The following is a 19859-nucleotide window of genomic DNA, read 5'->3' as shown; positions in this document are numbered from 1 at the left end:
ATCGCTTTAATTTATCGGCAATTCAAAAGGATAATTTCTTGATGTTTAACTTGAAAGATTTTCTGAAAAAAGGTTTATAATTATGAAACATATGATCAAACTTATTATCAATAATCTAATTACGCAAAGCACCATAGCTGATTTGCGGGATATTCGTAATCGACTACAAAAAATATATCAGAAAATTATCCTAGATACATTTTATAGCCAAAAAACAAAAAAAATCGAGGGTAAAGATTTATTAGTTAATTTTGCATGTGGAAAAAACATAATACCAAATTGGGTTAATATAGATACTGCTTGTCATCTTCGGGATGTTTATTATTATGATTTAAGAGATAGTCTGCCTTTTGAAGATGGTCAAGTTGCTCACATTCACTGTGAGCATTTTCTTGAACACTTAGAATTTAATGATAGCCTATATTTTTTAAGCGAGTGTTATAGAACACTCAAAGATAACGGGTCAATCAGAATAATTGTACCTGATGCCGGCAAGTATATATCTGCTTATTGTAGAAATGATCAAGATTTTTTCGCCAAATTAGTTAATCTTGGCGGAACCGTAAAACCCATGAAGACAGAAATGGAAATAATTAACCAAATGTTTAGGATGGGAGGAGATCATAAATTTGGATGGGATTATCAAACGCTAGAATTGTATTTGAGAGAGATAGGATTTAACCGTATAGAAGAATCCACTTATGGTGCATTAGAAGAAGCATACAATATAGATGGTGATGATTGGTGGAGACTTCATGAAAGCTTATATGTTAATGCTTATAAAAGCTAAATAATCAAAATGTTAGGGGGTTAATAAAGGATAAAACTGTTAGTTAATGAACAATGAAAATTATTCATCTTCCCTTTTGCTTTCACCCAGATCCCATGGGAGGGACAGAAATTTATGTCGAAGCATTAGCCAGAGAATTAACCAAACAGGGAATTACCAACATCATCACAGCACCAGCACCAGCTAATCAATCTTACATCTATAACCAAATCCCCGTGAGGCGCTTCGCCATATCCCCCCAGGTGAAACATCTCAAAGAAATCTATGGCCAGGGGGATGAATTAGGTGCTATGGAGTTTAGTAAAGTCCTGGATGCAGAACAACCAGATTTAATTCATCTCCATGCTTTCACCCGTGGTGTATCTCTACGCCTAGTCAGGTTGGCTAAATCCAGGGGAATACCAGTTATTTTCACTTATCATACCCCCACCGTTAGCTGTCAACGGGGTACTTTATTACGGTGGGGAAATCAAGTGTGTGATGGTCAAATTCAATTATCTCAATGTACTGCTTGTACTCTCCAAAGCTTGGGGATAAGTAAAAGCATTGCTCAGACAATTAGCAACTTACCGCCTATAGTCGGCGCAACTCTCACACAAATTAATCTGAGTGGAGGTATTTGGACTGCATTACAAATGGGGGAATTAGTCAATTGTCGTACCCAAGCCTTTCAATCTTTAATGTTAGAGGTTGATCATATTATCGCTGTGTGTAATTGGGTCAAAGATGTTTTAATCCTGAACCAGGTTTCCCAAGGAAAAATTACGGTTATTCGTCAGGGTTTATGTCAAGAACTTCCCCCAGAACCGAGGGAATTTTCTCCCCTTTCCTCCCCCACCTCTGGGGATAAGGGATCTAACCCACCCTTGCGGCTAGTCTTTTTTGGTCGTCTTGATCCCACCAAGGGAATTGATATTCTCATTCAAGCTTTTGTCGCCTACCCCCAACTCAATGCTACCTTAGATATTTACGGCATTTGCCAATCTACCCCTGGTGATTCTTACCAAGCAAAAATTCAACATTTATCCCGCAATGATCACCGCATTAACTGGAAAACTCCCGTATCAGCGGCACAAGTCGTAAATACTATGAAAAATTACGACTTACTCGCTGTTCCTTCCCAATGGTTGGAAACAGGGCCAATGGTGGTGTTAGAAGCCTTTGCTGCGGGTGTTCCGGTAATTGGTTCCAATTTGGGGGGCATTAAGGAGTTAGTGGAGCATCATGTTAATGGTATACTTGTTGAAGCTGGTTGTATAAAGGCTTGGGGTGAGGAATTACAATTTCTCTGTGAGAATAGGGAGCAGTTAGATCGACTCCAGTCCGGGATTACGCCGCCGCCAACCATGGAGATGGTAGCTGAGAGGATGAAGTTAATTTATCGCCAGGCAGGGGTTCAAAAGGCTTTTTAATCAATCGGGGATCTTATATCAGTATGAATTTATTAGAAATACTAGCCACTCAGTTACGACATAGCCGATGGTTAAATAACTATAACGGGTTATGGAATTTTGTCCGCCCTATTTATAATACTTTGATTTCCGTGGTGGGTAAAAATGGGTTAAAACGTAAAATAAATGGTTCTGATACCATTTTGGTATTACCGGAATTTAGAGGTGTTCCAGAGGTGTATGAGCCTGATGTGTGGCATCATATTATGGGTAATATTAAGGTGGGTGATTTATTTGTAGATGTGGGGGCTTATATAGGATTATATGCTCTAACACTTAACTGTAATTGGGATAGTTAGAAACTATTATCTTAAATAACAAAATCATTAGTTATAGGACAATTAAAATGTTTTTGTCAAAACCTTTAATTAAAATTGCTCAATCACTTTGGGATATATCTATATTTGGTATGAGTAAAGGTGAACACATTGTCAGATATGCAATGTATCACCGCATACAAAAAGCAAGCCTAGGATTTGAATATCAGGGAAAAGTTTTGTCCATTAGCCATTCTGATTATCTATGTAAATTAGTGGGAGCAAGGGAAGAACAAATTATTTCCGCAGCTTACCCTGAGTATAATATTTGTGATCTGAATTTTCCTGATGAGACATTTGATGCGGTGGTTAGCGATCAAGTCTTAGAACATATTGAATGTTATCCTAATCAAGCCTTTAATGAATCTTATAGAGTTCTTAAACCTGGAGGAATTATGGTTCACACAACCTGTTTTATGACTCCTTTTCATGGAGATCCCAAGTTTGGAGTTTCTGGAGATCAAGATTATTGGCGATATACACCTCATGGGCTACAGTTTCTATGTCAAAAATTCTCAAAAGTCATCTCAGCTGATGGCTGGGGAAATCCTTTGATGCCTATTCTCGGAGGTTTAGGACTTGTACATAAACCAATTCCCCATGCACCTTGGCATCCTTTACATAAACTGGCCATGTATGATAGGAAGTCTTACTCATACGTTGTTTGGGTAATTGCACAGAAATAAGTAAAAAAAGTATGAATATGTTGTCAGTAATGGAAAAAGTTAAATCAGTACTTAAGAAATTATTAACAATAACTGGACTTTATGAATCATGGGAATACTCAAAAGTACATCTTGAATATGCAAAATTTAATAATCCTTTATTTTTCAAACATCAAAAACAATTTTTCGATATATCTCAATCGAGATTACCTTCCCAGAGTTTAATTTTCGATATTGGTGCTAATGTTGGGAACAAAACTGATGTTTATTTATCACTTGGCTGTTCAGTTATTGCTGTAGAGCCTGATAAGAGATGCGTTAAGATTCTTAAAAGAAGATTCTCAAAAAATAGAAATTTTACTTTGGTTGATAAAGCCATAGGCAGTAAAGCAGGTATAGAAAAATTCTATGTAACATCTCCAGGTTCAGCATTTAATACACTTAGTGTTAAGCATAAACAAGAATTAGAAGCAATTCAGAACACTTTATATAAAGGATCATATACTGTTAATGTTGTAACCATTGATGATTTAATATATGAATTTGGTTCTCCCGACTATATCAAAATAGATGTAGAAGGTTGTGAGATAGAGGCTATAAGTGGCTTATCAAAAGCAATACCACTTATAAGTTTTGAAGCTAATTTGCCGTCTTTTATCCGGGAGACTATTCAATCAGTTTCTTATATCTATGGTTTAGATAACAGATATGTATTCAATTATGTCACTTCTGACTTATCACAGTTCGTGCTAGATGAGTATAAGGATTATAGATATTTTTTAAATTTTCTCCAAACCACTGATATCCCATATATGGAAATATTCTGTAAGAGAAAGGCTGATTAACCACCTTATTTATTTTGTACGACGTGAAGACGTGAATTAGATGTAACTCATCTGGCTTAATCTCTGTATATTAATAATAGGTTTTACACATCAGCTTTAGGAGCAGATTTAATCGTCCTTGTACAAAAAACGCCCAGTTACCGGAGTTCTTTAACAAGTCCGGTATCTATCGAGACTATTAGCGGATAAGATGACTTACAGCAAAAAACAGCCATTAAAACGCATTTTATACATCCAATACACCAACCCCGCAGGCTATCCTCCTTTAGAACATAGTTCGCGGATTTTGGGAAATGATGGTTGGGAAGTCCTGTTTTTGGGTACGGGAGCAGCGGGAGCAAATGCTTTGAAATTCCCCCCCCACCCTCAGATTACTGTATATCAAGTTCCCTTTTGTCGTCCTGGTTGGCGACAGAAATTACATTATATCCGGTTTTGCCTGTGGGTGGTGATGTGGGTGTTGCGTTGGCAACCCCAATGGGTCTATGCTTCAGATATTTTAATTTGTCCCCTGGCTTATATATTAACTTTTTTGCCCCAAGTCAAGGTGATTTACCATGAGCATGATTCACCCACAACCACCCCCGATAGTTTGTTTATGCGTTGGTGTTCACAGGGGCGAATTAAGTTAGCTAGTGCTGCTAATTTCTCGATTTTACCTAATCAAGCAAGGGTAGAGAAGTTTGTGAGCCAAACTGGGACTGATAAACCGGTTTTTTGCGTTTGGAATTGTCCCTATCAGGAGGAAGTATATCATAATCAGCCACTCAAAAAACAAGATGAAGTTTGGCTTTGGTATCATGGCTCAATAGTCCCCCCTCAAATTCCTCTTACAGTGGTTCAAGCTTTGGCTACGTTCCCCTGTAAAGTCAAACTGAAACTTGCAGGGTATGAAACTATTGGACATCGGGGTTATATTCAAGAACTAAAAACATTTGCTCATAATCTTGGTATAGGTGACAGTATTGAATATGTGGGAACATTACCTAAGCGCTCTGAGTTACTCCAATGGTGTAGTCAGTGTGATGTTGGGTTGTCATTATTCATGAAGCCCACCAGAGAACCTATGACAGGTGCTTCTAATAAGCCTTTTGACTACCTAGCTTGTGCCTTACCCTTGCTGGTGTCAAATTTACCCGACTGGGAACAGATGTATGTAGAACCGGGTTATGGGTTAGCCTGTAATCCTGAAGATGCTGATAGTATCGCTGATGCTTTACGCTGGTATTTAGAGCATCCTACAGAAATGAGGGCGATGGGAGAACGGGGAAGACAGCGGATTTTAGATGAGTGGAATTATCAGGCTCAGTTTCAGGTGGTGAAAAATCAACTTTAAGCATTGATTAATTGTTGATTATTCGCGTTATTCTTTTTCCATTTAAAGTCACGAAAATAAAAATAAATGAATAAAATCATACCTAAAATAGAATTTTTCATGCAATCCCTTTTTGTTCAACAAGAATTTTGTCCACATTGTAAATCACATAAATTGAAGACGGTTGCTAAAAAGTATCGAGTTATTAAAATTCAGCATTGCGATGATTGTGGATTATTTTTCACTAGTCCTATCTATAAATCCTGGTTGATTTCTGATTTCTATAACAAAGCTTATATAGGTGGACAAGGTCTAACAACAGATATACCTACATCTGAAAAGTTGTCTGAACTGATAAAGCAAGAATTTCGAGGTTCAGATAAATATTTTGGAAATAGGATAACGTCTCTTGTAGCCTTTTCAAAAGGTCTTAATTTATTGGAGATTGGTTCTTCTTGGGGATATTTTATTTATCAGGCTCAATTGCAGGGTTTTAATGCTACTGGTATAGAGATAAGTGATACCCGCAGGGAATTCGGCAAGGAAAATTTAGGTGTGAGGATGTTAAAACATATTTCTGAATTAAAATCAAGGAAGTTTGACATCATTTATACTGCTCACACACTGGAACATTTTACTGATCTTTCTAGCATATTTGTTGATATTTCTGATCATTTAAAAGTTGGTGGTAAATTAGTCATAGAAGTTCCTAATTTTGATTTCTTTGCCGATGGAAACTCTGTACTACCTATAATTGGCGCGGTACATCCTATGGGCTTTTGTAGCGATTTTTTTCAGCGCAATCTCCCGAAATATGGACTAAAAATTTTAGGATTTTTTGATGGTTGGGAAAAGTTTCCAAATGAGAAAGTTTGTTCAAGTACAGGTGGTATAGTATTGCTAGTAGCAGAAAAAATTGTTATTTAATTTTTGTGTAAGAATCAACTTTAATCAATTTATTTAAGCATTATGGATTACTTGACTAAGATTAGGCTGGATATTATCGCTCCTGTATTTGCCCGATTACCTAGGTTTAAGGGTAAATACAGATTAGCGAGATTGATTTTAGGCAATTCTTTAAATGTAAAAAATAGAGTAATTAAAACCCCTGATGGTTGCCAATTTTTTTTACCGAGCCCGAGAGAACCTATAAGTTTTAGTTTACTCATAGATGGAGTTTATGAACCGAATTCTTTGGAATTGAGCTTGAAAAAGTTAACCAAAAATGCAGTTTTTTTGGATATTGGAGCCAACATCGGTTGTTTTTCAATTACTACCGCCAAATTATTGGAGAAACAAAATATTTCAGTAATTGCAATTGAAGCATCACCCACAATATTTAGGTATCTACAAGATAACATAGAGGCTAATTTATTAACTAATGTCAAGGCTTTCAACTTAGCGGCTGATGAAAAAGACGAATCAAACATTAACTTTTATGAAGCCCCCATAGACCATTTTGGTATGGGTTCCCTCGGCGCACAATTTAATAATGATCCTATCCAGGTGAAAACAAAAACTATAGACAGTATTATCAAAAATGAGCAAATAAATAAAGTTGATTTGGTCAAGGTTGATGTAGAAGGATATGAAGCCTCTGTATTTGCGGGTGCGAAAGAATTGTTAAGTTCGCCTAATGCACCTATTATTTTGTTTGAATTTTGTGATTGGGCAGAAGCTAGGAAACCTGATGGTAAAATTGGTGATGCTCAAAGGATTTTAATTGATTTTGGGTATAAAATATATAGACTGAAAGATTATCTTGCGGGGGGGGGTAAACCTTTGGACTGTGTTTTAGTTCAAGGGTTTGATATGTTAGTAGCAGTTAAACATGGAGATTAAAAACTAAACATGGAAATTAGAAATGAATATATAGAAAATCCGTTTTTCTCTGTCTGTATTCCTCAGTATAATCGCACTTCATTTTTGATTGAAACCTGTAAAGTTTTTGCACAGCAGACATTAAACAATTTTCCAGGGTGCATAAAAACCAAAAAAACTAATAAATAAATGAAATGTTAGCTGTTATAGAAACACATCCTATTCAGTATCGTGCGCCTGTTTATCGTCAATTAAGCAAAGAACTGGACATACCCATCACTGTAATCTATGGTTCGGATTTTAGTGTAGTGGGGTATAAAGATCAAGAATTTGGCGCAAAATTTGCCTGGGATACAGATTTGCTCTCAGGATATTCATCAAAGTTTTTATCCAGTGTCAAAACCGGAGGAGCGCAGTGTTTTGAGCAGGTTTCTGCTCAAGGTTTAGCAGTAGCCTTAAGGGAAGTACAGCCAAAGGCTGTGTTAACTACAGGTTATAATCACCGTTTATACCAAGCCGCTTTTTATCAAGCCTGGAAATCGCGAGTTTCTATTTTATTGCGCGCAGAAACAACAGATCATGCCATTCAACGAAGTAAAATTAAATCTTGGTTACGTGATCGCACTTTATCCTTAATTTATCAGAGTTGCTCTCATTTACTTTATATTGGTGAAAATTCCCAAAAACATTTCCAGAGATTAGGAGTTCCAGACAGTAAACTGGTATTTTCCCCTTACTGTATTAACACCCAGCCATTTGAACTAGAAGCACCCGCTGGCAGATTATTAAGAAATACTACCCGTAAACAATTAAATATTACAGACACCGCCAGGGCATTATTATTTTCAGGGAAACTGAGTTATAGAAAAGGTGTAGATTTAATCTTACCAGCAATTCAACAGCTATCCCCAGAAATTCAAAAACAGCTAGTAGTCTTGTTTTTAGGGGACGGCGAATTAAAATCACAACTGCAACAACAGGCTGACAGTTTACTTCATACTCAAGTGCATTTTCTCGGTTTTCAGAATCAAAGGCAACTGAGTAATTATTATCATGCAGCAGATATGCTAATATTACCTAGTCGCTACTCGGAAACCTGGGGACTAGTAGTGAATGAGGCATTACATCATGGATTGCCCTGTATTGTCTCCCAAGCTGTGGGATGCGCGCCAGATTTAGTTAAACCCGGGGTAACTGGTGACATCTTCGTCACAGATGATGTAAGCAGTTTAGCTCAAACCATAGAGAACAGCTTATGTTTGTGTCAGGAGCCAAAATTCAGCGAGCAGTGTCAGCTACAGGTTAGTCATTATTCTGTGGATGCGGCAGCTGCAGGGATAGCAAAGGCTTATAATTTGGTTTGCTCAACTTAAAATGAGATTAGTGATTGTTGGTTTATCGGGTACAACTCACCTGGGTGGTACTTTTTTCAAAGTTGCCAAAAACCTGAATTTAGATCCTCAACTTATCAACACAGATTTAGCCTACCAAGCCCCGAAATGGGTAAAAACCTTTAATTGGCATTTCCGGGGTAGATATCCCTCTAACCTCAGGGGATTTAGCCAGGAAGTCATCCAACATTGTCGCAGCTTCTCCCCCCAATGGCTATTAACCACCGGTATAGCCCCCATTGATAGTCAAGCCCTAGGGGAAATTGGCGCTATGGGTATTAAAAGATTAAATTTCCTCACTGATGACCCTTGGAATCAAGCCCACTATGCACCTTGGTTTTTTCAGGCACTACCCTATTATGACATTGTTTTTTCTCCCCGCCGGGGGAATATCGGGGACTTACTCCAGGCGGGTTGTCCCCGGGTAGAATATCTCCCCTTTGGTTATGATGAGGATTTATTCTATCCCCCAGACTCACTTAACCCCAGTACCCCAGCTGCGGATGTGGTATTTGCTGGGGGCGCCGATCGCGATCGCGTCCCTTATATGTATGCTTTAATCCAATCAGGAATCAACCTAGGCTTATATGGCAGTTATTGGGAAAAATACCCACAAACTAAAGCTTACACCAGGGGACAGGCTGATGTTCCTACCCTGAGAAGGGTGATTAAGGCGGCTAAAATCTCTTTGTGTTTAGTCAGGAGGGCAAATCGCGATGGTAACTGTATGCGCACCTTTGAAGTTCCTGCTGTTGGTTCCTGTATGTTAACAGAAGACACCCCAGAACACCGAGAAATTTTTGGTCAAGAAGGTGAAGCGGTGGTGTATTTTAAGAGTGTTACTGAAATGGTAGAAAAAACCCACTGGCTGTTAAACCATGACCAAGAACGGCAACGATTAGCACAGCAAGCCCATTTACTGATTACTCAAGGTCAAAACACTTATGGCGATCGCCTAAAAGCCATGTTATCTATTTAACAAGTATGAATAACCGAAAAATTACCCCCTTAAAAATTGCTATCGTTGTCCACGGACGCTTTCATGCTTTTGATCTAGCCAGAGAGTTAATCAACCAAGGGCATGATGTCACCTTATTCACTAACTATCCCAAATATATAGTAGAGAAATTTGGCATTCCCAAAAAAAGCGTCAGATCATTTGTGTTACACGGAATTATTACGCGCATTTTCAATAAATTGAGGTCTATATTTAGTCAATTAAAACTAGACTTAGATTTTGAGCAGGTTGACCATGCTATCTTTTCAAACTGGGCTGCCAAAAAATTGCTAAAAGAAGAATTTGATGTAACTTATGTGTTTAGTGGTATCGCTGAGGAAATTTTCCACAAAAATGCTCACAAACCATTCCTAAAAATATTAGCCAGAGGTTCATCCCATATCAAAACTCAATTCCAAATTCTCAAGGAAGAGGAGGAAAGGGTTAGCATAAAAATAGACAAGCCCAGTCCATGGATAATCTCTAAAGAAGAAAGAGAATATCAACTAGCAGACTTAGTTTTTGTCCTTTCGTCTTTTGCGTACCAATCTTTTCTGGAACAGGGATTTAACCATCACAAATTGCGATTGATGCTTTCTGGAAATCAAACAGAAAAGTTTCGACCTGAATCCTTACGTGTTATTAATGAGCGAGTTGAGCGTATTATTACTAATCAACCACTAAGAGTTTTGATGGTAGGCACATTTTCCTATCGTAAAGGTGCAAGTGACCTGGAAAAAATTATTTCCGCAGCGGGAAACAATTTTCAATTTAGATTTATCGGTAGTATCTCTGACGAAACAAAAAACCTTTTATCTAGAATAACCGCTCAAAAATACAGTCACTTGGAGTTCATCAATAGACAACCCCATTTTAAATTGCCCATGTTTTATGCGTGGGGGGATGTTTTCATTTTTCCTACCATTGAAGATGGTTACCCAGCCGTGTTAGCTCAAGCTCATGCCTCTGGGCTACCCATCATCGCCACGACTAACTGTTCCGCCCCAGATATCATAGTTGAGAATCAAACCGGTTGGGTAGTACCCATTCGCCGTCCCGATGCTTTTGTGGAAAAACTGCAATGGTGTCATGAACACCGGGAAGAATTAGCAGCTATGGCACGCAGAGTATACCAAGATTTTCAACCGCGAGATTGGACTGAAGTCGCCCAAGATTTTACTAAAATTGTGAGAGATTATTTACAGCAAGCAGAAAACTAACTTGATGGAAAATCGCTCAGAGTTAATTACTTGGCTAGTAATTTGGGTAGTTGTATTCGCCTTGGTACTCCGCAACCAGTGGAGTCGCAAAATTCCCAGCGTGGGGTTACCCCTTACTTACCTGCTGAATTTATCAGTGATTCATTTTACCGGGGCGCTGATTTGGGCTTTACCTTGGTATAATCCACAAGCTGCATATTTACTGCAATCAGGGACTAACTATACTGAAGTTACTCTGGGTTTCATTGAAAGTGTCTATGGTGTGATGGGCTTTGCAGTGGGTAGCACCATCCTAGCTTATTGGATACTACGGTTTTGGCAACCCAGTTGGATTCGGGAAGTTCCCCAAAATCCTGATATCAAGTTACCAACCAGGGTGCTGCTATTGGGCTTATTCTTCTTCCTTCTGATTTCCCCCACCATCGGCAGGATTCCCGGTTTCCAGGGTATTTCTGCATCAGGAGTATACTTATTCGTGGTGGGTCTGTGTTTGGCTTGTTGGCGGGGTTGGTATCAGCAAGATAGAAAAACTTTTTTCTTGTGGATTGCTGTTAGTTGTATGATTCCAGTGATTACAATCACTACTCTAGGCTTTATTGGTTACGGTGCCGCCGCCACTTTAGTAATTTTAATTTTTATATCAAGTTTTTACCGCCCCTATTGGCACACCTTACTGATTGGTTTTTTAGTATTGGTTTTGGGGTTATCTGTGTATGTCACCTATATGAGGGACAGGGGAGACATTCGAGCCACTGTGTGGGGAGGACAAAGTATAGAATCAAGATATGGAACTACCCTAGAAACCTTTACTAACTTTGAAATTATTGACTTTACTAATCAATCCCATTTAGAAGCCATTGATGGCAGGCTGAATCAAAATGGATTAGTAGGTAAAGGGGTGCAGTATATCAATGGGGGAAATACAACCTTTGCCTATGGTACAACCATTTTACAGGCTGCGATCGCTCCCATCCCTCGTCTTTTATGGCCTGGTAAACCTGCTTTTGGTGGTAGCGGTGATATAGTGTCCTTATATACAGGACAAGAATTTGCCCAGGGTACTAGTGTCGGTGTGGGGCAAGTTCTAGAACTTTACCTTAATTTTGGCTCTATAGGTGTGTTCCTGGGCTTTGTGGTTTTGGGGATAATTATCAGAGTCATTGATATTACAGCAAGTCATAAGTTATTTTGTGGCAATTGGTTAGGATTTGTTTCCTGGTTTTTACCGGGGTTAGGCTTGCTTCAACCTGGAGGTGCATTAGCAGAGGTGACTGCTTCCGTTGCTGCTGCGTCGGTGTTGGTGATCATAATTAGAAGATTTTTAGTCCGCAGGAGTTTAGATGTACTCCAGCAGCGATTTCCTGTTTAGAGGATGTTTGGAAAGTATTAAACAGGTAATTTTTATCTTAGGGAACAGGGATTGGGAAGGATTGAGAAGGATTGGGGAACACACAAAAAACAATAAAATCCAGTCCCCCCCTTACAAGGTGAGGGTTAGAGTGGGGTCAAACAATAGTTGATACACTAATACTGAAAATATGACAACACGGATGAAAATACATCTGTGGATACCCAATTTATTTGAGTTTAAGGGCGGTATCCAAACTTATTCGGCTTTCTTCCTGGAAGCTCTGCAAAATATTTACCCTGATGCTAACTATGAGATATTTATCAAACATGACACAAAACCCCATCCAGATTCTACCACTGTAGGTAAAACCAAGTTCCACTGTAGTGGCATAGTCCCATTATCCCTGAGAACGCCGGCTTTTGCTGCCCAGTTGCTGGTAGGGGCTATATTCAACCGTCCTGATTTAATTATTTCTACCCATCTAAATTTTACCCCCGTTGCCCATCAACTCAAAGGCCTTTTCGGTATTCCCTATTGGACTGTCGCCCATGGTGTGGATGCTTGGAATATTGACAACCCTAAGTTACAGCAAGCTCTACACCATGGCGATCGCATTTTAGCAGTGAGTCGCTACACAGGCGATCGTTTAATAAAAGAACAAAACCTGAATCCTGAAAAAGTCTCTATCCTCCATAACACATTTAACCCTAGTCAATTTCAACCAGCAGCCAAACCAGCCTATTTATTAACCCGCCATCACCTCACACCAGAGCAACCGGTAATATTAACAGTGGGGAGATTATCAGCCTCAGAACAGTATAAGGGCTATGACCAGATGATCCGAGCCATGGTGAAAATTCGCTCGGTAATTCCCAATGTTCATTACATAATTGTGGGTAAGGGAGATGATCAACCCAGAATTGAGCAGTTAATCACCCAATTGCAATTACAAAACTATGTCACCTTAGGGGGTTTTGTTCCCGACGACGAACTGTGTGATTATTATAATCTTTGTGATGTGTTTGCCATGCCTAGTAAAGGTGAAGGTTTTGGCATAGTTTACCTAGAGGCTTTAGCCTGCGGTAAACCCGTAGTGGGGGGTAATCAAGATGCTGCCATTGATGCCTTGTGTCATGGTAAACTAGGGGCGCTGGTTAACCCCGATGATATAGATGACATTGCACAGACTATCATTCAAATTCTCCAACGCACATATGCCCATGATTTAATGTATCAACCCTTGGCTTTACGGCAAGCCACTATTGATACTTTTGGTTTTGAACGGTTTCAGAAAACCCTGGCTGGGTATTTGCAGTAGCTGGGTAGCAGTTCCATACCCCATGGGTAGACAAAATCAATATTTATCTGTAATTAACCCCACAGGTAGCCGGGGAATGAATTCCCCGTCTGAAAGCTAAAGTCGGTTAAAAACCGACTGGTTTTGATTCATCAGGGCGATCGCTCTGGAGAAACTTGGAGTTTAAAAGTAACACCATAGGAGATTGTTTATGACAATAATTGATGATTGGTATTTAGAAAACCTAAGATGTCCGCGGGATCATACAAAACTAAATTTATTAGGGAATGATCTGGTTTCCCAATCAGGTAATACCTATCCCATAGTCAATGGTATTCCCATAATGCTTATTGATAATGTACCACAAACTATTGATTTAGCTAATACATCTCTGACTGATTCTAAGCTCAAAAATGATAGTGATCCCTACTTCATTAATACTCTTGGTATTAGTGAGTATGAAAAAAACAAGTTAAAAAATATACATCAACCCTGCAAGTCCAAGAAGGAATTATTAATACTCCAATTGACCCTATAATTCAATTTCTCATAGGAGCCACTAATGGAATACTCTATAGTCAAAATATCGGTAATTTAAAAAGACTACCAATACCTGATATCAATCTGCCAGTTGCAACTGAAAAACAGTTATTATTAGATATTGGGTGTAGTTGGGGTAGATGGTGTATTAGTGGTACGTACAAAAAATATCAGTGTGTTGGGATAGATCCGTCACTGGGTGCAGTTTTAGCTGGAAAAAGAACCGCCGATCAGCTAGGGTTAGATATTAAATTTGTAGTGGGAGATGCTCGCTATTTACCATTTAATTCATGTCAATTTGACCAAGTATTTTCTTACAGTGTAATTCAACATTTCAGTAAATCAGATGCCCAATTAGCCATTCAGGAAATTTCGCGGGTTTTGAAGCCTAATGGTAACAGTCTCATCCAAATGCCCAATCGTTTAGGAATCAGGTCTTTACAGCATCAAATCAAACGAGGATTTGCCGAAGGAGAAAATTTTGATGTCAGATACTGGGGAGTAGGCGAATTATTAAATTGCTTTGGCAATTCTATTGGGAAATCTGAACTTTTAATAGATGGATTTTTTGGTTTAGGTATCCAAAAATCTGATGTTGATTTATTACCCTTGAAATATAAATTAGTCGTCCTAGCATCTGAAAGTTTAAGAACCATAAGTTTTTTATTACCTTTCTTAAAATATTTTGCTGATAGTTTATATATCAAGTCTTGTAAAGATAAATCATCATCCTAGAGGACTCGCGAAACAAAATAATTTTGATACAATCAACCATTATAAACCCCAAAACAATAGTCGGTTTTCAACCGACTTGCGCTTTTAGACAGGGAATTTATTCCCTGGCTACCCGTGTGGCTACCAACCCCATAACTTACTCATTCCCTGGCTACCCATGTGGCTACTTTTTCCAGAGCGATCGCCCTGATGAATCAAAACCACTGGCTTTTCAACTCATAACTTGCGCTTTTAGACTTTTAATTTATTCCCTGGCTGCTTGGCTAATTCATTTATAGCTGAATATTATGTGTGGTATTGCTGGTATTCTCAACTTTCAACCTGACCATCAAAACCTAGAAACCCAAATCAACCGGATGCAAGCAGCATTGCAACACCGCGGACCCGATGATACAGGTATCTATATTGCACCTTCTCAACAAGCCGCTTTAGCTCATACCCGACTGTCAATTATTGACCTCACAGCTGCTGGACATCAACCCATGTCCACCCCAGATCACCGCTATCATATTACATTTAATGGGGAAATTTATAACTTTCAGCAATTACGAAAAAACCTGATTTCCCAGGGGGAAACATTCCATTCCCAAACTGATACAGAAGTAATTCTCAAACTTTATCAAAAATTAGGTGTAGACTGTGTGCATCACCTCCGGGGGATGTTCGCCTTTGCCATTTGGGATGATGTAGAAAAAACTTGCTTTTTAGCTCGTGATCCCTTGGGGATAAAACCCCTTTATTATTATCAATCTGGTTACACCTTAGTATTTGCATCGGAACTCAGGGCAGTTTTAGCATCTGGTTTACCTCAAGTTAACATATCATTACCAGGATTATATGGTTATTTAACCACCGGTTCTGTGCCGGAACCATATACATTAATTACTGATATCCATTGTTTAGCAGCCGGTAATTGGCTATATTGGCAAGGGGGGAACACCACTAAAAAACAGTATTGGCAACTTAACTTTACTCCCCAAAAAATTTCCCCAGGGGAAGCCCAAGAAATCCTATATACAGCTTTACTAGATTCCATCAACCATCATTTTATCAGTGATGTCCCCGTGGGGATTTTCCTTAGTGGGGGTATTGACTCTACTAGTGTCCTGGCTTTAGCTACCCAAACCCAAACCTCACAAATATCTACCTATTCCATCGCTTTTGCGGAATCGGCATACAATGAAGGGGAATTAGCCCAAAAAATTGCCCATCACTTTGGCGCTAATCATACAGAATTCCAAGTTACGGCATCCTTTGCCAAAAATATCTTACCAAAGTTTCTCAGAGCCATTGATCAGCCCAGTATTGATGGTTTTAATACCTTTTGTGTTTCTCAAGTAGCCCATGAACAGGGGATGAAGGTGGTATTATCCGGGTTGGGTGGAGATGAAATTTTTGGCGGATACCAATCATTTCAAAAAATCCCCCAGATGGTAGCATGGGGTAAAAAGTTACACGCCTTACCTTTGTTGACCACAAGCTTAGGTGTTGGTTTAGCACGTTGGGGAAATTCACCCAAAGTCAAACGCTTAGGAGACTTTTTGAGTCACACTCCCAGCTTTGCTAGTGCTTATCGCAGTTTCCGAGGAATTTTTTCTCACACTGAATCTTGTAGAATTATTGAGCATCTCCTGGGAACAAAGTTTAATTATCAAGAGCAGTTAGATAATTTAGCTAATAATTTAGATAATTATTTAGCTCATGATTATTTTACCCCGGAGGATCAAGTAAGTGTTTTAGAAATTACTGGTTATATGCGTAATCAATTACTGCGGGACAGCGATGTAATGAGTATGAATTGGGGTTTAGAATTACGAGTACCCTTAGTAGATCAAGCTCTCATAGAAGCAGTAGCACAAATTCCCAGCCACATCCGACTCCAAGCAGGGAAAAAACTGTTAGTAGATGGGGTGGGTCAACTACCTGACTGGGTGGTAAATCGTCCCAAGAAAGGCTTTCATTTTCCTTTTGAGAGTTGGATGGATGATGAGTTTGGAGATTATTTTCAAAATCTCAACATACCGGATAACATCGGCCTCAAACCCTGGTATCGGCGTTGGAGTTTAGCGATATTAAGGTATTGGTTGGGGGAAGTAGTCACCGGGTAACCAGTTACGCTGTAGTCCCACGGTAGCCCATTCACGGGGTAACCAGTCCCACGGGTAGCCGGGGAATGAATTCCCCGTCTGAAAGCTTAAGTCGGTTGAAAACCGACTGGTTTTGATCATATTTTCCGACTTCCACAAACAAATTACAATCTACAATTTTAGTCAAAATGTTCTTTTTAACTAACACATTAAAATTTTTATTTTCTCATCCGCTTTCTTCTTCAAAACCATGGAAAGCATTAATCAATCTTATTCATTGGCAATTACATTCTAGGTTAGCTAACCAATCATTATCCGCTTTTGTTTTTCGGTTTGTGGAAAATACAAATATTATTATTAGGGGGGGGGAAACAGGTGCTACAGGTAATATTTATGTTGGTCTTCATGAGTTTGTGGATATGTGTCTAATTCTTCATTTCTTATCAAAAGATGATTTGTTTTTTGATATTGGTGCAAATATTGGATCTTATTCTTTGCTAGCTGGAGGTGTCAGTAATGCTGCTGTGATTGCATTAGAACCAGTGAGTAACACCTTTGATAAGCTAATTGAAAATATCGGCATTAATAACTTACATGATCAAGTTAAATGTCTTCAGTATGCTGTGGGATCATCAATTTCTCAGGGAGTTATAACCACGGATGCAGGCTGTCAAAATAAAATCTTATCAGATTCCACAACTAATAAAAATAATACAGAGTTAGTTAATATCACAACAATTGATGAATTATCTAAAACTTATGGTTTTCCTTCAGCCATGAAAATTGATGTAGAAGGATATGAGGAATATGCTTTTGCAGGAGCATTAGAAACACTCAATAATCAAATATTATCGTTGATTGTTATAGAGGGAGTATCGGCCGCCCTGCATGATAAACTTACCCATTCGGGATTTATCAAAGTTTTCTATAATCCATATACTAGAGAAATTTTGAGTCATCCTAGCGCTTCATTAAAGCCAGTAAATAATATATACATTAGAAATCAAAAATTTGTTCAGGCAAAATTGGCTCAAAGTCCCGCTTATTTTATTCATAATATGGATGTCAGAATTTAATTAACTGAATTTAGCAGATAAAAAAATGAAAGTCCTCCATGTGATTCCTTCCGTTGCGCTTGTGCGCGGTGGACCGAGTGAAGCAGTGTTAAAAATGGTGCAAGCATTGAATCATGTCGGTGTTGAGGCAGAAATTGCTACGACTAACGATAATGGTAGTCAATTACTCCATGTACCCCTGGGGAAATGTGTAGATTACCAACAGGTTCCCGTCAGGTTTTTCCCTCGCTTTTCTCCCCCTATTAACTCCTTGCGGGAGTTTGCATTTTCCCCAGATTTGACTAATTGGTTATGGCACAATATTAAACGTTACGATTTGTTACATATTCATGCTATTTTCTCTTATGCTTCCACAGCAGCTATGGCGATCGCTCGCTTACAAAAAGTCCCCTATATTATTCGCCCTATAGGTCAACTATGTACATGGTCTTTACAACAACGCGCCTTCAAAAAGCAACTATATCTAAAAATTATTGAAAAAACTAATCTTAATCATAGCCACAAAATTCACTTTACTACTAATGCTGAACAACAGGAAGCTGCACATTTAAAGTTAACTTGTCCTAGCTTTGTTTTACCCCTGGGTACTTCTATTACCCCAAAAATTGCCGATGCTCGTCAACATCTGCGGCAACACCTTAATTTACCAGCAGATGAGCCAATTATTTTATTTTTGTCCCGCTTACATCCTAAAAAAGGTTTAGATTACCTCATCCCAGCTTTGGGTAAATTATCTGATTACCGCTTTACCTTTGTGTTAGCAGGTGGCGGTACTCCAGAATATGAAAATTACTTAAAATCCCTGGTTGTTACCCATGGTATAGAAACCAAATCATATTTTACTGGTTTTGTCAAGGGTGATTTCAAAGATTTATTAATCCAGGGTGCTGATTTATTTACCCTCACCTCCCACTCGGAAAACTTTGGGGTAGCAGTTTTAGAAGCCCTAGCTGGGGGTATTCCAGCTCTGGTTACTCCTGGGGTAGCCTTGGCTGATATGATTACACAGCAACAACTAGGCTACGTTACAGAACTGAATGTAAATGCGATCGCCTCCACCATAGAACAGATTCTCAGTCATCCCCAGAAGATGAGACAAATGGGCGATCGCGCTAGGGAATTTATCCTGGATAATTATACATGGGATAGGATCGCCGCTAAAATGGCGGCGGTTTATCAGGATATTCAGGGACAGGGGATCCCGGGGCGATAGTTATCCATACACCACAGCCAGGGGCGATCGTTATCCATACACCACAGCGAGTCCATGGGTTTCCACACCTTAGGTATAGTCGATAATTATCCACACACCACAGCGGGTCCATGGGTTTCCACACATTAGGTATAGTCGATAATTATCCACACGGGGGAGCCGGGGAATGAATTCCCCGTCTCAAAGCTCAAGTCGGTTAAAAACCGACTAGGAAGAGGGTTGAGGTTATTTTGATTAGAGGATGTTTTAGAAGTCTCTCATGATGTATCAAATATTTTCAAATCTCCCTAAATCACGCTTTTCAAGGAGGACTTTAAAGAATTTAGCCCCCCTTTTTAAGGGGGGTTGGGGGGATCAATTGTCATTGATGACAATAAAAAACTTTTGAAACAACCTCTTAAATTTATCAATTTAATTATGGCTTTATGGCGGTTATATTATCATATTGTTTGGGCGACTAAAAAACGTGAGCCTTTAATTAGTCATGAGATAGAAAATGAGGTATATGGTTATTTAATTGGTAAAGCTGATCATCTGGGTTGTATTATTCATGCTATTGGTGGAATTGAAGACCATATTCATTTGGTAATTTCTATACCCCCTAAATTATCTATTGCCGAATGTGTGAAAAGTTTAAAGGGAAGTAGCGCTTATTATTACAATCATTCATTGCCAAACTTACCACAAAAATTTATCTGGCAAGAAGGATATGGTATATTTTCCCTGGGTGGTCATCAATTATCCACAG

At 38.9% G+C, this 19859-nt stretch carries 20 protein-coding genes; all 20 read left to right on the top strand.

The genetic code is table 11. From position 1 onward, the window contains the following. Positions 1-82: 82 nt before the first annotated feature. On the top strand, positions 83-790 hold the full coding sequence (locus tag NWP21_RS18170) for a methyltransferase domain-containing protein (RefSeq protein WP_280793767.1): 708 nt from the start codon (positions 83-85) through the stop codon (positions 788-790). 53 nt (positions 791-843) lie between these two features. Next, positions 844-2202: a glycosyltransferase gene (locus tag NWP21_RS18165; RefSeq protein WP_280793766.1), complete on the top strand. Its 1359-nt coding sequence runs from the start codon at positions 844-846 to the stop codon at positions 2200-2202. A gap of 23 nt (positions 2203-2225) precedes the next feature. After that, positions 2226-2540, top strand: a complete 315-nt coding sequence (locus NWP21_RS18160; RefSeq protein WP_280793765.1) for a hypothetical protein — start codon at positions 2226-2228, stop codon at positions 2538-2540. A 53-nt stretch (positions 2541-2593) separates the two neighbouring features. Continuing rightward, on the top strand, positions 2594-3244 hold the full coding sequence (locus tag NWP21_RS18155; RefSeq protein WP_280793763.1) for a class I SAM-dependent methyltransferase: 651 nt from the start codon (positions 2594-2596) through the stop codon (positions 3242-3244). A 29-nt stretch (positions 3245-3273) separates the two neighbouring features. Next, complete coding sequence (locus tag NWP21_RS18150) at positions 3274-4068, top strand: FkbM family methyltransferase (protein WP_280793762.1); 795 nt, start codon at positions 3274-3276, stop codon at positions 4066-4068. Between the two features lie 190 nt (positions 4069-4258). Next, entirely contained in the window at positions 4259-5404 is a 1146-nt protein-coding gene (locus NWP21_RS18145) for a glycosyltransferase (protein WP_280793761.1), read from the top strand. A 66-nt stretch (positions 5405-5470) separates the two neighbouring features. Continuing rightward, a complete protein-coding gene (locus NWP21_RS18140) occupies positions 5471-6310 on the top strand; it encodes a methyltransferase domain-containing protein (protein ID WP_280793760.1) in 840 nt (279 codons plus the stop codon). A gap of 42 nt (positions 6311-6352) precedes the next feature. Next, positions 6353-7225: an FkbM family methyltransferase gene (locus tag NWP21_RS18135; RefSeq protein WP_280793759.1), complete on the top strand. Its 873-nt coding sequence runs from the start codon at positions 6353-6355 to the stop codon at positions 7223-7225. Positions 7226-7398: 173 nt separating this feature from the next. Next, positions 7399-8577 carry a glycosyltransferase family 4 protein gene (locus NWP21_RS18130; protein ID WP_280793758.1) on the top strand — a complete coding sequence of 393 codons (1179 nt, stop codon included), beginning with the start codon at positions 7399-7401 and terminating at the stop codon, positions 8575-8577. Position 8578: 1 nt separating this feature from the next. Continuing rightward, a complete protein-coding gene (locus NWP21_RS18125; RefSeq protein WP_280793757.1) occupies positions 8579-9574 on the top strand; it encodes a glycosyltransferase in 996 nt (331 codons plus the stop codon). A 5-nt stretch (positions 9575-9579) separates the two neighbouring features. Beyond that, positions 9580-10812, top strand: a complete 1233-nt coding sequence (locus NWP21_RS18120; protein ID WP_280793756.1) for a glycosyltransferase family 4 protein — start codon at positions 9580-9582, stop codon at positions 10810-10812. Between the two features lie 4 nt (positions 10813-10816). Further along, the gene (locus tag NWP21_RS18115; RefSeq protein ID WP_280793755.1) at positions 10817-12181 is read left to right on the top strand and encodes a hypothetical protein; all 1365 of its coding nucleotides are present in this window, start codon (positions 10817-10819) and stop codon (positions 12179-12181) included. Positions 12182-12350: 169 nt separating this feature from the next. Next, positions 12351-13481 (top strand): glycosyltransferase, encoded by a 1131-nt coding sequence (locus tag NWP21_RS18110; RefSeq protein WP_280793754.1) that lies wholly within the window; start codon positions 12351-12353, stop codon positions 13479-13481. A gap of 190 nt (positions 13482-13671) precedes the next feature. After that, positions 13672-13998: a hypothetical protein gene (locus tag NWP21_RS18105; protein ID WP_280793753.1), complete on the top strand. Its 327-nt coding sequence runs from the start codon at positions 13672-13674 to the stop codon at positions 13996-13998. After that, the gene (locus NWP21_RS18100) at positions 13953-14735 is read left to right on the top strand and encodes a class I SAM-dependent methyltransferase (RefSeq protein WP_348519786.1); all 783 of its coding nucleotides are present in this window, start codon (positions 13953-13955) and stop codon (positions 14733-14735) included. Before NWP21_RS18105 ends, NWP21_RS18100 begins: the two co-directional genes overlap by 46 nt. A 23-nt stretch (positions 14736-14758) precedes the next feature. Next, complete coding sequence (locus tag NWP21_RS18095) at positions 14759-15013, top strand: hypothetical protein (protein ID WP_280793752.1); 255 nt, start codon at positions 14759-14761, stop codon at positions 15011-15013. 9 nt (positions 15014-15022) lie between these two features. Next, positions 15023-16843 carry an asparagine synthase (glutamine-hydrolyzing) gene (gene asnB / locus NWP21_RS18090; RefSeq protein ID WP_280793751.1) on the top strand — a complete coding sequence of 607 codons (1821 nt, stop codon included), beginning with the start codon at positions 15023-15025 and terminating at the stop codon, positions 16841-16843. A gap of 167 nt (positions 16844-17010) precedes the next feature. Then, the gene (locus NWP21_RS18085) at positions 17011-17898 is read left to right on the top strand and encodes an FkbM family methyltransferase (RefSeq protein WP_280793750.1); all 888 of its coding nucleotides are present in this window, start codon (positions 17011-17013) and stop codon (positions 17896-17898) included. A 25-nt stretch (positions 17899-17923) separates the two neighbouring features. Beyond that, complete coding sequence (locus tag NWP21_RS18080; protein WP_280793749.1) at positions 17924-19111, top strand: glycosyltransferase; 1188 nt, start codon at positions 17924-17926, stop codon at positions 19109-19111. A 417-nt stretch (positions 19112-19528) separates the two neighbouring features. Further along, positions 19529-19859 (top strand): IS200/IS605 family transposase (gene tnpA, locus NWP21_RS18075; RefSeq protein WP_280793748.1); only part of this gene is annotated, 331 nt, incomplete at its 3' end.

This window comes from Anabaenopsis sp. FSS-46 (assembly GCF_029891665.1).
In the GTDB taxonomy this organism is placed as follows: domain Bacteria; phylum Cyanobacteriota; class Cyanobacteriia; order Cyanobacteriales; family Nostocaceae; genus Anabaenopsis; species Anabaenopsis arnoldii.
This window is presented reverse-complemented; position numbering and strand designations above follow the sequence as displayed.